This is a genomic window from Herbiconiux sp. VKM Ac-2851 (assembly GCF_013205105.1).
Taxonomy (GTDB): domain Bacteria; phylum Actinomycetota; class Actinomycetes; order Actinomycetales; family Microbacteriaceae; genus Herbiconiux; species Herbiconiux flava.
On record NZ_JABMLJ010000002.1, the window covers coordinates 965,883 to 978,686 of the forward strand.

The 12,804-nt window shown below is 72.6% G+C and carries 14 protein-coding genes; 5 read left to right on the forward strand and 9 right to left on the reverse strand.

The genetic code is table 11. The features are described from left to right. Nucleotides 1–86: 86 nt before the first annotated feature. The 5 genes from HQQ85_RS11165 to HQQ85_RS11185 all read right to left on the reverse strand — a co-directional run bounded on the left by HQQ85_RS11165 (nt 87) and on the right by HQQ85_RS11185 (nt 3,298). Entirely contained in the window at nt 87–704 is a 618-nt protein-coding gene (locus HQQ85_RS11165; RefSeq protein WP_173182553.1) for a TetR/AcrR family transcriptional regulator, read from the reverse strand. Nucleotides 705–725: 21 nt separating this feature from the next. Next, nucleotides 726–1,028, reverse strand: coding sequence for a DUF202 domain-containing protein (locus HQQ85_RS11170; protein ID WP_173182554.1), 303 nt, complete (start codon nt 1,026–1,028; stop codon nt 726–728). Continuing rightward, on the reverse strand, nt 1,028–1,450 hold the full coding sequence (locus HQQ85_RS11175; RefSeq protein WP_371741853.1) for a YidH family protein: 423 nt from the start codon (nt 1,448–1,450) through the stop codon (nt 1,028–1,030). Before HQQ85_RS11175 ends, HQQ85_RS11170 begins: the two co-directional genes overlap by 1 nt. A gap of 86 nt (nt 1,451–1,536) precedes the next feature. Further along, complete coding sequence (locus tag HQQ85_RS11180) at nt 1,537–2,454, reverse strand: DMT family transporter (protein WP_173182555.1); 918 nt, start codon at nt 2,452–2,454, stop codon at nt 1,537–1,539. 169 nt (nt 2,455–2,623) lie between these two features. Continuing rightward, complete coding sequence (locus HQQ85_RS11185; RefSeq protein WP_173182556.1) at nt 2,624–3,298, reverse strand: fasciclin domain-containing protein; 675 nt, start codon at nt 3,296–3,298, stop codon at nt 2,624–2,626. Nucleotides 3,299–3,502: 204 nt separating this feature from the next. On the opposite strand from HQQ85_RS11185, the gene HQQ85_RS11190 reads away from it, so the two are divergent. Continuing rightward, nucleotides 3,503–4,195 carry a hypothetical protein gene (locus tag HQQ85_RS11190; RefSeq protein ID WP_173182557.1) on the forward strand — a complete coding sequence of 231 codons (693 nt, stop codon included), beginning with the start codon at nt 3,503–3,505 and terminating at the stop codon, nt 4,193–4,195. Nucleotides 4,196–4,208: 13 nt separating this feature from the next. Here HQQ85_RS11190 and HQQ85_RS11195 read toward each other — a convergent pair whose 3' ends face one another. Next, nucleotides 4,209–5,459 (reverse strand): isochorismate synthase MenF, encoded by a 1,251-nt coding sequence (locus tag HQQ85_RS11195; RefSeq protein WP_371741855.1) that lies wholly within the window; start codon nt 5,457–5,459, stop codon nt 4,209–4,211. Between the two features lie 141 nt (nt 5,460–5,600). On the opposite strand from HQQ85_RS11195, the gene HQQ85_RS11200 reads away from it, so the two are divergent. From HQQ85_RS11200 to HQQ85_RS11210, 3 genes are all read left to right on the forward strand, one after another. Continuing rightward, complete coding sequence (locus tag HQQ85_RS11200) at nt 5,601–6,314, forward strand: class I SAM-dependent methyltransferase (RefSeq protein ID WP_371741856.1); 714 nt, start codon at nt 5,601–5,603, stop codon at nt 6,312–6,314. Nucleotides 6,315–6,323: 9 nt separating this feature from the next. Further along, a complete protein-coding gene (locus tag HQQ85_RS11205) occupies nt 6,324–7,379 on the forward strand; it encodes a polyprenyl synthetase family protein (RefSeq protein ID WP_371741857.1) in 1,056 nt (351 codons plus the stop codon). Nucleotides 7,380–7,471: 92 nt separating this feature from the next. Further along, entirely contained in the window at nt 7,472–8,830 is a 1,359-nt protein-coding gene (locus HQQ85_RS11210; protein WP_173182559.1) for an FAD-dependent oxidoreductase, read from the forward strand. Between the two features lie 77 nt (nt 8,831–8,907). Here the strand turns inward: HQQ85_RS11210 and HQQ85_RS11215 are convergent, their stop codons facing one another. Then, a complete protein-coding gene (locus HQQ85_RS11215) occupies nt 8,908–10,014 on the reverse strand; it encodes a DMT family transporter (protein WP_173182560.1) in 1,107 nt (368 codons plus the stop codon). Between HQQ85_RS11215 and HQQ85_RS11220 the strand changes: the two genes are divergently transcribed. After that, nucleotides 10,013–11,416: a PLP-dependent aminotransferase family protein gene (locus tag HQQ85_RS11220; RefSeq protein ID WP_173182561.1), complete on the forward strand. Its 1,404-nt coding sequence runs from the start codon at nt 10,013–10,015 to the stop codon at nt 11,414–11,416. The genes HQQ85_RS11215 and HQQ85_RS11220 overlap by 2 nt on opposite strands. Before the next feature lie 106 nt (nt 11,417–11,522). On the opposite strand, the gene HQQ85_RS11225 is transcribed toward HQQ85_RS11220, so the two are convergent. Both HQQ85_RS11225 and HQQ85_RS11230 read right to left on the reverse strand, forming a co-directional pair. Further along, the gene (locus HQQ85_RS11225) at nt 11,523–12,299 is read right to left on the reverse strand and encodes an NUDIX domain-containing protein (RefSeq protein ID WP_371741858.1); all 777 of its coding nucleotides are present in this window, start codon (nt 12,297–12,299) and stop codon (nt 11,523–11,525) included. Beyond that, a complete protein-coding gene (locus tag HQQ85_RS11230) occupies nt 12,296–12,784 on the reverse strand; it encodes a YajQ family cyclic di-GMP-binding protein (protein ID WP_371741859.1) in 489 nt (162 codons plus the stop codon). The genes HQQ85_RS11225 and HQQ85_RS11230 overlap by 4 nt, the downstream gene beginning before the upstream one ends. Nucleotides 12,785–12,804: the final 20 nt, after the last annotated feature.

The following is a 12,804-nucleotide window of genomic DNA, read 5'->3' on the forward strand; positions in this document are numbered from 1 at the left end:
GGGGCGGGTCAGGGGGGGCGGTAGCCGCCGGGCGTGCGTGTGGCCATGCGCGGGGCGGGACGGAGCGCGAGGCGGGACAGAGCGGGTCAGGCCAGGGCGGCGGGCGGGAGACCGAGCTCGCGGGCGACCGCGCGCTGCACGAGGCGGGCCTTCGCCGCGTCGTGGCGGTCGTGCACGGCCGACTGCGCGTTCAGGCCGTCGACGATCGCCACCACGAGCCACGCGAGCCCGTCGCGGTCGGCGACGGTGAACTCGCCGGCCGCGGCGCCCCGCTCCAGGATGCCCGCCACCACCGACTCCCAGCGCCCCCCGAGCTCGTGCACCGCAGCGGCGAGCGGCTCGTTGCGGCGGCCGAGGCTCCAGGCGTCGACCCAGACCGCGGTGACGGGGTCGCGCGCCGGATCGAGCGTCGTGGCGAGCAGCGCCCGCAACCGCCCGACCGCCGAGCCCTCGCGCTGCGTCACGGCGATCACCTCGTCTAGCTCGGCCGACGCGATGGCGCGGAAGGTCTCGGCCACCAGCACCTCGGTGCTCGGCTCGTAGTGCGCCACGAGCGCCGGCACCACACCGACGCGCGCGCCGACCGAGCGCAGGGTGACGCCCACGAGACCATCGGCGCGGGCGATCGCGCACGCCGCGTCGCGGATCTCGGCCGACCGCTCGGCAGCCGACTTGCGCACCGTGCGCGGCGGGGAAGAAGCCATGGTCCCTAATGTAACGAGCCGTCAGAACAGGATGAGCAGCGCCAGCACCCCGCCGAGCACCGCCGTGGCGCCGATCAGCAGGGAGATGCGGGTGAGCGGCGTCCACGGGGAGACGCCCTCGCGGCGGGCCGCCCGACCGCGGGCGCCGAACAGCACGACGACGGCGCCGACCGCGACGAGGGCGGCGATCCCGGTGCCGATCGGGAAGTTGCCCTTGAGGCACGCGAACGCGAGCAGCAGTGCGACGAGGGCCGTCGACAGCGCGGTGCGCTGCCAGGACAGCGCCGTGCGCTCGGGCTGGAGACCCGGGTCGCGGCGGGCCATCAGAGGTCGCCCGCCAGCTCGAACACGGCGTAGCCGGCGAGCACGAGCGCCAGCACGACGACCCCGATCACGAGCCACGGCAGCGCGGCCGGCGCGGGCAGCGGCAGGTCGAGCCGCAGCGCGCGCTCGGCCCGGCGCCAGGAGAACAGGGCCGAGAGCGCGAGCGCGCCGCCGGCGAGGCAGGCGACCAGGGCGATGACGTCGATCACCCAGGGCAGATCGGCGAACGACGCCAGCGTGGTCAGCGCGACCCCGCCGGCGACCAGCGACAGCCCGGTGCGCACCCAGGCGAGCGCCGTGCGCTCGTTGGCGAGGCTGAACCGCACGTCGGGGTCGCTGCCGACGCCGTACACGGCCCGCGGCCGGCGCTCGTCGTCTCCGGGTTCCCCGCTCGACCCGGGTCCCGCGCTCGCCTCGCTCACCCTCGAACTCTAACGCCCGTCGCGCGCCGCCTGCCGCCCGCCCCGGGCCGCGCGCCGCCGATCGCGCGCCGCTCGCGTCGAGGGCGTCACGCCAGCGCGAGCATCCCCGCCGCCACGAACGCGAGCACCAGCCCCACCACCTGCACCGGCGCCACCCGCTCGCGCAGCAGCACCGCGGCCAGGATGACCGTGCCGGCCGGGTACAGCGCCGTCAGCACCGACACCACGGTCAGCTCCCCGGCCCGCAGCGCGAGCAGCAGCAGCACGTTCGCGATCGCGTCGACCACCCCGCACGCGATCGCCAGCAGCACCGCACGCTCGGCCCAGGCCGGCAGCACGGCCGGCCCGTGCCCGCCGTCCCCGGCAGCTCCGGCAGCCGCCGTCTCCGTCGATCGCGCGCCCCGGAGCCGCGTGACGACCACCAGCACCACCACCGCCGACACCATGATCACCGCGCTCGTCGCCCGGTTCAGCAGCAGCGGCACCAGCCCCGAGTCGTCGGGCGTGCGGTCGATGATCACGAGGAACAGCCCGATCATCGCCCCGGCCCCCACCGCCATCGCCAGCCCGAGCAGCCGCGGTCGCGCGGCCCCCTTCTCGGGCACGAAGCCGACCAGCACCACCGCGATCAGCGCGATCCCGATCGCGATCCAGCCCACGAGCGACAGGCGCTCGCCGCCGACGAGCCCCACGGTCAACGGCACCAGCGCCGACACCACCGCGGTCAACGGCGACAGGATGCTCATCGGCCCGATCGCGAGACAGCCGTACAAGAGCGACAGAGCGATCGCCCCGGTCACCCCCGACAGGATGCCCAGCTGCACCGCCTCGGCCGAGAACGTCCCGCCGATCAGCGGCAGCGCCACCGCGATCAGGGTGAGCCCCGAGACGGCCGACAGCGCGGTCACCCGCACGGCGCCCAGCCGGCGCGACGCGAGGCCGCCGAGGAAGTCGGCACCGCCGTAGACGATGGCACCGATCAGGCCGAGCGTGGCGGAGAGCATGGTGGGTTCAGCCTACGAGGCAGGGCGAGCATCCGTGAGCCTGGATCGGTCTCGCGGGAGGGCCCTCAGGACGGTCGCGTCGGTGACCGGCCATTCGGCGACAGGCACATTAAACGCCGAATGACCGGCCGCCGAGGCGACCGGTCATTCGGCGTATCCGAAGAGGGGATTACATGGGGGGCATCAGCACCGAGTCGATGAGGTACACGGTCGCGTTGGCGGTCTGGACGCCACCGCAGATGACGTTGGTCGAACCGTTGACGGTCAGCGCGTCTCCGCTGCCTTCGACGGTGACCTCGCCACCCTGGACGGTCTTGTGGGTTCCGACGATCTCGTCAGGGGTGAGCTGGCCGGGGATCACGTGGTAGGTGAGGATCGAGGTCAGCGTCGCGGCGCCTTCCGGGGTCTTCAGCGTGTCGAGGGTCGCGGCGTCGATCTTGGCGAACGCGTCGTCGACGGGGGCGAAGACGGTGAACTCACCGGAGTTCAGGGTGTCGACCAGGTTGACGTCGGGGTTCACTCCACCGGAGACCGCAGCGGTGAGGGTCTTCAGGAGCGGGTTGTTCGACGCGGCGGTGGCCACGGGGTCGAGCGACATGCCCTCGACCGAGCCGGCGCCGTCCGGGACGGCCTCGGCGTAGGCGGCGCAGCCGGAGCCGACGAGGTTCGCCATCGGGTCCATCGACTCCATGGAGGGCGAGGGGGTGGAGGCGGCCGACGACGGGGCGCTGGACTCCTCGGTGGTGGCGGTGGTGCTCGAGCCGCCCGAACAGCCGGCGAGGCCGAAGGTGGCGACGGCAGCGATGGCGAGGGCGGTGAGGGTGGAGCGCTTGGTGATACGCATGACTGTTCTCCTTTGAGGAATGGGAAAAAACGGGCGCTGACCTTGGTTTTCAGCGGTCCGTGCCTTCAGAAGGTCTTCGGAAGCCCCCCGGAGGCGGATTGGAAAAGATCCGAAATTCTTTTGCGGCCTGCCCCTGACGAGGGGCACCACAAGGGGGTGGAGGGCCCGGCATCCGCGGGATCACGCGGCGGGCTACCGTCAGGTATGACCTTCGAGCTCAGTCGCCGCACCGTCGTGGGGATGGCCGCCTGGTCCGTTCCCGTCATCGCATCCGCCGTCGCCGCCCCCGCTCTCGCGGCCTCCGGCGACCGGGTCGCGTTCGCCCCGTCGGTGGTCATCGCCCCCTCCGGTGCGCAGTCGCTCACCATCGCCGGCACCGCGCCGGGCGCCTCGCGGGTCGCCCTCGTCTACCCGGCAGGATTCGGCGGGCCGTCCGAAGTCGACGTCACGGACGGCGCCTTCGCTCTGAGGCTCCGCTGCCCCGTCGGCTCGGCGAGCGGCGTCGTCACCGCCACCGCGGCCGGCCTCGGCGCCGGCACCCTCGTCGTCACCGTCCAACCGGGCGGCCAGGACACCGGCAGCATCACCTGGACGAACGACGGCGTGACGGGGGAGAGCCGTACGCTCCCCGCGCTGACCGGATCGATCAGCACCCGCGGCTCCCTGCTCCCGGATGTGCAGCTGTCCTACTCAGCCGGTGTCACGGGCCCGGAGACGGCAGCCGTCTCCTGGACGGCGGGCTCCGGGACGGCGGCGTCCATCGGCACCTTCGCGGTGCAGGGGGTCGCGATCGACGAGGGGTCGACCACCGGTTCGGTCGTCGTGAGCCCGGCCGACTTCCAGGGCCGGGTGGTCTACACCCCCGCCTCGGCGGCGCTCACCGTGACCCTCGCCTAGCCGAAGGCCTGGTCTAGCCGAAGGCCTCGACGATCGGGCGGAACTTCATCTTCGTCTCGAGGTACTCCCGCTCCGCATCCGAGTCGGCGACGATGCCGCAGCCCGCATAGGCGGTGATGTCGCCCGCCTCGTCGACCTGCGCCGAGCGCAGCGCCACGGCCCACTCGCCGTCGCCGTCGGCGCCCACCCAGCCCACGGGCCCGGCGTAACGGCCGCGGTCGAAGGGCTCGAGCTCGCGGATGACCTGCAGCGCGGTCGCGGTCGGCGTGCCCGCCACGGCGGCGGTGGGGTGCAGCGCCGCGATCAGGTCGAGCGAGGTCGACCCGTCGGAGAGCACGCCCTCCACGTCGCTCGCCAGGTGCCACAGGTTCGGCAGCTTCAGCGTGAACGGCACCTCGCTCGTGGTGAGGCTGCGGCTGTGCGGGCGGAGGGCCGCGAGCACGCTGGTGACCGCGAAGCCGTGCTCGTCGAGGTCTTTGGGGGAGGTCGCGAGCGCGACCGCCTGGTCGTGGTCGGCCTGCGCATCCGCCCCTCTCGCGGTGGTGCCCGCGAGCACCCGCGCGCTGACGGTGCCGTGCGAGACCCGCACGAGGGTCTCGGGGCTGGAGCCGACGAAGCCGTCGACCGCGTAGGTCCAGCAGTCCGGGTAGCCGAGGGCGAGGTCGGTGAGGGGGCGGCGCAGGTCGGCGCCGGCCGGCAGGTGGCCGACGAGGTCGCGGGCGAGCACGACCTTGTCGAGTTCCTGGGCGCTGATCCGTTCGACGGCGGCGTCGACCGAGGCGCGGAAGCCGTCGGCCGAGACCTCTCCCGGCAGCAGCGTGAGCCGGTACTCGGGGCCGAGCGGCCGGGTCATCGCGGTGGGGAGGGGCTCGTCCGAGCCCTCGACGCGCACCTTCGTGACCCAGAAGCGGCCGTCGCGCTTGCCGATCACCACGCGCGGCACGATCAGGGTGCTGGTGGCGGCGGAGTCGTCGGCGAAGGCGAAGGTGCCGAAGGCGATCAGGCCCGAGCCGGGCAGCTTCACGGGGTCGGTGACGCGGGCGGCCGCCACGACGTCCTTCCACGCGGCGCAGGCGTCGAGCATCCGGCCCGCCCCGCCGAACTCGAGCCGCAGGGCCTCGCCGATGCCGGCCATGCCCTGGCCCTTGCGCAGCCAGACCAGCGGATGACGCGGGTCGATCAGCGGGATGAGCAGCTTCACGTCGTCGACCGGGTGGGTCTCGACGATCAGGCGCGGAACGGTCGGGACTGCGGAATCGCTCACGTTGCCACCCTACGCGCGCTGGAGCTGTGGGCGGCGGTCCTGCGGACCGACGCTGCGACGCCAGCGCCGGGCGAGCTGTGCTCGACCGGTGAATGTAACCACCGGCCGCCGCTCCGAGCCAACTGAATCTAGACTGGGAACGTGACTAAGGCAGACCTCACCAAACGACCCGAGCAGGTTTCCGCCATGTTCGACCAGGTGGCGGCCGGCTACGACCGCAGCAACAACGTGCTCTCCGTCGGCAACGCGGCGCTCTGGCGGGTGGCGACCACCCGTGCCGTGAACCCGCGACCCGGGGAGCGCATCCTCGACCTGGCCGCCGGCACCGGCACCTCGAGCGCCTCGCTCGCCGCGAGCGGTGCCCACGTGACCGCCGCCGACTTCTCGCCCGGCATGATCGAGGTCGGGAAGCGCCGGCAGGCCCGCGTGCCCAACATCGACTTCGTCGTGGCCGACGGCATGGACCTGCCGTTCGAGGACGACTCCTTCGACGCCGTCACCATCTCGTTCGGCCTGCGCAACATCGTCGACCCGAAGGTGGCGCTCGCCGAGCTGTACCGGGTCACCGCCCCCGGCGGCCGCATCGTGGTCTGCGAGTTCTCGCGCCCGGTGAAGCCACTCCGCGGCGCCTACTACTGGTACCTGAAGAACGTCATGCCCGCCGTCGCCAAGGCCGTCTCGTCGAACGACGCCGCCTACGACTACCTCTTCGAGTCGATCGCCAACTGGCCCGACCAGAAGACGCTCGCGGGCTGGCTGCGCGAGACCGGCTTCGTCGACGTCGGCTACCGCGACTTGAGCGCCGGCATCGTCGCGCTGCACCGCGGCACCAAGCCGCTACCCGGAAATAAGTAGGCTGTGTCCGTGACCTCCAGTCTTCGCCGCGCCACCGGCCGGTCGACCCCGCTCTCGCTCGCCGACCGCCTGTTCTCCACCGGCGAGGATCGGCGCACCGCGCGGCTGATCGAGGAGGGCATCGAGACCCTCGAGGCGCGCCTGGGTGCCGAAACGCACTTCTCAGGCGGCCTCGTCGACGTCGTCGCCCGCTACCTGCTCGAGGCGGGCGGCAAGCGCGTGCGCCCCATCCTCGCCTTCCTCACCGCCCAGCTCGGCGACGGAATCACCGACGAGGTCATCACCGCGGCCGCCTCGATCGAGCTCACCCACCTCGCCTCGCTCTACCACGACGACGTGATGGACGACGCCGACCAGCGCCGCGGGGTGCCGAGCGCCCAGTACGTCTGGGGCAACTCGATCGCGATCCTCACCGGCGACCTGCTGTTCGCGCGGGCCAGTGCGCTGCTCGCGCTGCTCGGCGAGCGGGCCATCCGTCTGCAGGCCGACACCTTCGAGCGGCTCTGCCTCGGTCAGCTCAAGGAGACCCTCGGCCCGGCCGAGGGCGAGAACCAGGTCGACCACTACATCGCCGTGCTCGCCGACAAGACCGGGTCGCTGATCGCGGCCTCGGCCCAGCTCGGCATCATCTTCTCCAACGCCCCCGCCGCCTACGAGGAGCCGGTGCGGGTGTTCGGCGAGAAGGTCGGCATCGCCTTCCAGCTCGTCGACGACGTGCTCGACATCGCGCCGTCGGCCGACGACACGGGCAAGACGCCGGGCACCGACATCCGCGCCGGTGTCGCCACGCTGCCCGTGCTCTACCTGCGTCAGCTCGCGGCGACCGATCCGGCCGCCGCCGCCCTGCTCGCGCGCATCCAGCCCGACGAGCTGGCGAGCGCCGCGCCCGACGACTCCGACGAGGCGATCCGGCTGCTGCGCGAGCATCCGGTCACCCGTCGCACCGTCGAGGAGGCGCACCGCTACGCCCGCGAGGCCATCGCCGCGCTCGACCCGCTGCCCTCGGGCACGGTGAAGAAGACCCTCGTGCGGTTCGCCGAGACCGTGGTGGAGCGCACGAGCTGAGGCTCGCGCATCCGTCGCCCCCTGTTTCACCCGCACAGTTTCACCTGCACACCCGGCCGGCCCCGCCGCCCGACCACCGATAGGAACTCACCGTGACCAAGCTCCGTTTGGCCATCGTCGGAGCCGGCCCCGCCGGCATCTACGCCGCCGACCTCCTCGTGAAGGCCGAGCGTCACTTCGACGTCTCGATCGACCTGTTCGAGCAGCTGCCCGCCCCCTACGGCCTCGTTCGCTACGGTGTCGCCCCCGACCACCCGCGCATCAAGGGCATCATCAACGCGCTGCGCGAGGTGCTCGACTCGGGCGTCATCCGCTTCTTCGGCAACGTGCGCTACGGTGTCGACATCACGCTCGACGACCTGAAGAAGCACTACAACGCCGTGATCTTCTCGACCGGCGCCATCCGCGACGCCTCGCTCGACATCCCCGGCATCGACCTGTCCGGTTCTTACGGGGCTGCCGACTTCGTGAGCTGGTTCGACGGGCACCCCGACGTGCCGCGCACCTGGCCGCTCGAGGCGCAGTCGGTCGCCGTGATCGGCAATGGCAACGTGGCGCTCGACGTCTCGCGCATCCTGGCCAAGCACGCCGACGACCTGCTCGTCACCGAGATCCCCACCAACGTCTACGAGGGGCTCAAGGCCTCGCCCGTCACCGACGTGCACGTGTTCGGCCGTCGCGGCCCGGCGCAGGTGAAGTTCACCCCGCTCGAGCTGCGCGAGCTCGGCGAGATGAACGACGTCGACATGATCGTGCACGACGAGGACTTCGAGCTCGACGAGGCGTCGAAGGCCGCGATCGAGACGAACAAGCAGGTCTTCGTGATCAACAAGGTGCTGAACCAGTGGCGCACGCGCCCCGTGGGGCAGGCCTCGCGGCGGCTGCACCTGCACTTCTGGGCGAAGCCGCTGTCGGTCGAGTCCGACGGCGCCGGCCGGGTCGCCGCCCTCCGCTACGAGCGCACGCGGCCCGACGGCGCGGGCGGCGTGGTCGGCACGGGCGAGATCCGTGAGGTGCCGATCCAGGCGCTGTATCGCGCGGTCGGCTACTTCGGCTCGCCGCTGGATGAGATCCCGTTCGACGAGCAGCACGGCGTCATCCCGAACCACGAGGGCCAGGTGCTCGACGAGCACAACGAGATCGTGCCCGGCGTCTACGCCACGGGATGGATCAAGCGCGGCCCGGTCGGCCTGATCGGCCACACCAAGTCCGACGCCATGGAGACGCTCTCGCACCTCGTGCGTGACCAGGCCAACTGGTGGGCGCCGGCCGAGCCCGCCGAAGAGGCGATCCCGGAGCTGCTCGCGTCGCGCGGGATCGAGTACACCGACCTCGACGGCTGGCACAAGCTCGATGAGCACGAGCTGGCCCTCGGGGCGGCGGATGCGCACCAGCGCCTGCGCGTCAAGGTCGTCCCCCGCGACGAAATGGTCGCGATCTCGCGCGCCTAAAGGCGCCCTTCGCTGAGTCGCGCCGAACTGCTACCGTTCGCCGCGACTCAGCGCTTTTTGCGACGTTCCGCCGCGACTCAGCCGCCGGCGCCTCGGGGGCGGGATGCTCGGGTCACGCGGGAGCGGACCGCGAGCGCCGCGCACGCCACCACGACGGCCGCGCCTCCGAGCGTCACGGCGGTGAGGGGCTCGCCGAGCAGCAGCGCCGCCCAGACGATCGTCAGCACGGGCTGCACCAGCTGCATCTGGCTGACCGTGGCGATCGGGCCGATGCCGAGGCCGCGGTACCAGGCGAAGAACCCCAGGAACATGCTGATCGCGCTGACGTAGGCGAAAGCGAGCCAGCCATCGACCCCCACACCGGTCAGAGCGAGCGGATGCGCGACCAGCGACACCCCCGTCAGCACCGCCATCAGCGGCGCCGCGATCACCAGCGCCCAGCAGATCACCTGCCACGACCCGATCTCGCGAGCCAGCAGCCCGCCCTCGGCGTACCCCACGGACGCGGCCACCACCGCCCCGAGCAGCAGCAAATCGCTGAGGTGGAGCCCCCCGAATCCGCCCGGCGACACGACGGTGAACCCCACGACGGCCACCGCCCCCGCGATCGACGCCACCCAGAACAGCCGGCTCGGCCGCTCCCGGCCGCGCAGCACGGCGACGGCGGCGGTCGCGGCCGGCAGCAGCCCGATCACCACCGCGCCGTGCGCCGCCGGAGACGTCTGCAGCGCGAACGACGTCAGGAACGGGAACCCCACCACGACACCGGCCGCGACCACGGCGATCCTCGGCCACAGCCGTCGCGCCGGAGGCCGCGAGCGGGTGGACAGCAGCACGACCGCGGCGAGCAGCGCGGCCACGACCGCGCGCCCGGCGCCCACGAACAGCGGATCGAGCGTCGCCACCGCCACCCTCGTGAACGGCAGCGTGAACGAGAAGGCGAGCACGCCGAGGAATCCCCAGACGAGACCGGGCGCGAGTGACGGGCGACCAGGGCCGTGTGTCGGTGCGGGGTCGGTGGCCGGTGTGGTCGTGGCGGGACGGGCGGCGGGGTCGGCGGCCGGTGTCACCGTGGTGGGATGGGCGGCGGGGTCGGTGCCGGGTGTGGTCGTTGCGGGACGGGCGGCACGCGCATCCGGTAGCAGCGTCAGCGGCGGGGGAGTAGCGCTATCATCAGCCTTCATGACTGACAGTAGCAGTTCGGCGCTGATCGCCGCCGCCCTCCGCACCGAGGTCGGCGGCCTGCGGGCGGGTGCGCGGCTGCCGTCGACGCGGGCGCTCACGGCGCGTTTCGCCGCGAGCCCCGTCACCGTGCAGCAGGCGGTGCGGATGCTCGTGCGGGAGGGCCTCGTCGAGTCCCGCCCGGGCGACGGCACCTTCGTGCGCCCCGCCCGCCCGGCCCCGCGTGCCGACCACTCATGGCAGACCGCCGCGCTCGGTCCGGCGCGCGCCGACGGCGGCTTCGTCGGCTCGACGATGCAGACGCCGGGGGATGACGTGATCGCGCTGCACAGCGGCTACCCCGTCGACGACCTGCTGCCCGTGCGCGCAGTGCAGACCGCGCTCGCCCGGGCGGCCCGCTCCCGCTCGGCGCTCGACCGGCCACCCGCCGCGGGCCTGCCCGAGCTGCGCTCGTGGTTCGCGGCCGACCTCGCGGCTGCGGCCCCGGCCGGAGGCTCCGCGCCCACCGCGGCCGACGTGCTCGTGATGCCCGGAGGCCAGAGCGCCCTGTCGTCGGTGTTCCGGGCGCTGGCCCGCCCCGGCGACCCGATCGTGATGGAGTCGCCCGGCTACTGGGGCGCGATCGCCGCCGCCCGCCAGGCCGGGCTCGTCATCGTGCCGGTGCCGCGCGACGGTGACGCGGTCGATCCGGTCGTGCTGGCCGAGGCCTTCGAGCGCACCCGGGCGCGGTTGTTCTACGCGATGCCGCACTTCGCCAACCCGACGGGATCGACGTGGTCGGCGGCGTCGTCGCGGGCGATCCTCGACGTGGTGCGGTCGAACGGCGCGTTCCTCGTCGAGGACGACTGGGCCCACGACTTCGCCCTCGATGCGCCGGTGCGACCGCTGGCCGCGTCCGACCCCGACGGGCACGTTGTCGCGGTGCGGTCGCTGACGAAGAGCGTGTCGCCGAGCATCCGCGTCGCCGCGGTGGTCGCGCGCGGGCCGGCGCGGTCGCGCATCCACACCGACCGCGTGGTCGACGGGCTCTACGTCAGCGGCGTGCTGCAGACGGCGGCGCTCGAGGTCGTCACGGCCCCCGGCTGGCAGCCGCATCTGCACCGGATGCGCGACCAGCTCCGCGCCCGCCGCGACGCCCTGGCCGCCCTCGTCACCGAGCTGCTCCCGGCCGGCACGCTCACCGCGCTGCCGCGCGGCGGGCTCAACCTGTGGCTGCAGCTGCCGCCCGGGGTCGAGTCGCCGGCCTTCGTCGCGGCCTGCGCGGCGGCCGGCGTGCTGATCTCGCCGGGGGAGGAGTGGTTCCCGGCCGAGCCGACGGGCGCCTTCGTGCGGCTGAACTACTCGGGGCCCGATCCGTCGCGCTTCGAGGAGGCCGTGCGCACGATGGCGCGACTGCTGCCCTGACGGGCTAGGCGCACTCCTGCCGCCCGCCGAGTCCGTCACGGCCTCGGCGTCGGCCTGGGGTGCGCGAGGGGCGCGCGCCCACACCTGCTGCGTCGGGCCGACCGCCTCAGCGCGCGAACGGCCCGCGCAGCGCCGCCCACTGCAGCAGCATGATCGTCTTCGCGTCGACGATGTCGTCGCCGATGCGGGCGAGCGCCGCGTCGATGCCCAGCTCGACCAGCTCGATGTCCTCGCCCTCGTCGGCGAGGCCGCCGCCCGCATCCGCTCTGTCGCCGGCGTCGTAGGGCGCGGCGAAGAAGAAGAGCTTCTCGGTGATCGAGCCGGGGCTCATGTAGGCGTCGAAGACCCGGGTGACCTCGCCGATGGCGTAGCCGGTCTCCTCGCGGGCCTCGCGGCGGATGGCGGTCTCGGGGTCGTCCTCGTCGAGCAGCCCGGCCGGGGTCTCGAGCAGCATGCCGTCGGGGTGTCCGTTCACGTACGCCGGATACCGGAACTGCCTGATCAACAGCACCGTGCGCCGCGCCGCGTCGTAGAGCAGGATCGTGGCGCCGTTGCCCCGGTCGTACGTCTCCCGCTCCTCGACCGACCAGTGCCCGTCGCGGTGCTGGTACTCGATCTCGGTCGTGCGCGTGATGTACCAGTTCGAGGTGAGCAGCCGCACGTCCCGCACCCGCACGCGCAGGTTGCCGGTGAGGTCACGGCCGGTCAGGTGCAGGTTGGTGCGCCCACGGCGGTCGGGCACGTCGACGCCCGGCACCCTCGTCGTCGCGGTCGGGGCGACGGATGCTCGCGCATCCGCTCGCCCGTCGGAGCCGACGTCGCCCCCGCCGACGCCACCCTCGACTAGATCGCCCGAGCCGCCCATGCGCCCCGCGTCGCTCACCGGAAGTTGATGAACTGCAGCGCCACGTCGAGGTCGGCGCCCTTGAGCAGCGCCATGGTCGACTGCAGGTCGTCGCGGCTCTTGGACGAGACGCGCAGCTCGTCGCCCTGGATCTGCGACTTGACGCTCTTCGGGGCCTCGTCGCGGATGAGCTTGTTGATCTTCTTCGCGTCGTCCTGCGCGATGCCCTCCTTCATGGTGGCCTCGAGGCGGTACTCCTTGCCGGAGGCGTAGGGCTCGCCGGCGTCGAGCGACCGCAGCGAGATGCCGCGCTTGATGAGCTTCGACTCGAACACCTCGAGGATCGCCTTCACGCGCTCCTCGGAGTTGGCCTTCATCAGCACCTTCTCGCCGCTCCACTCGATGGAGGCGCCGATGTTCTTGAAGTCGTAGCGCTGGGCGACCTCTTTCTGAGCCTGGTTGAGGGCGTTGTCCGCCTCCATCTTGTCGACCTTGCTGACCACGTCAAACGATGAATCTGCCATGCCGCTCATTTTACGCCGCC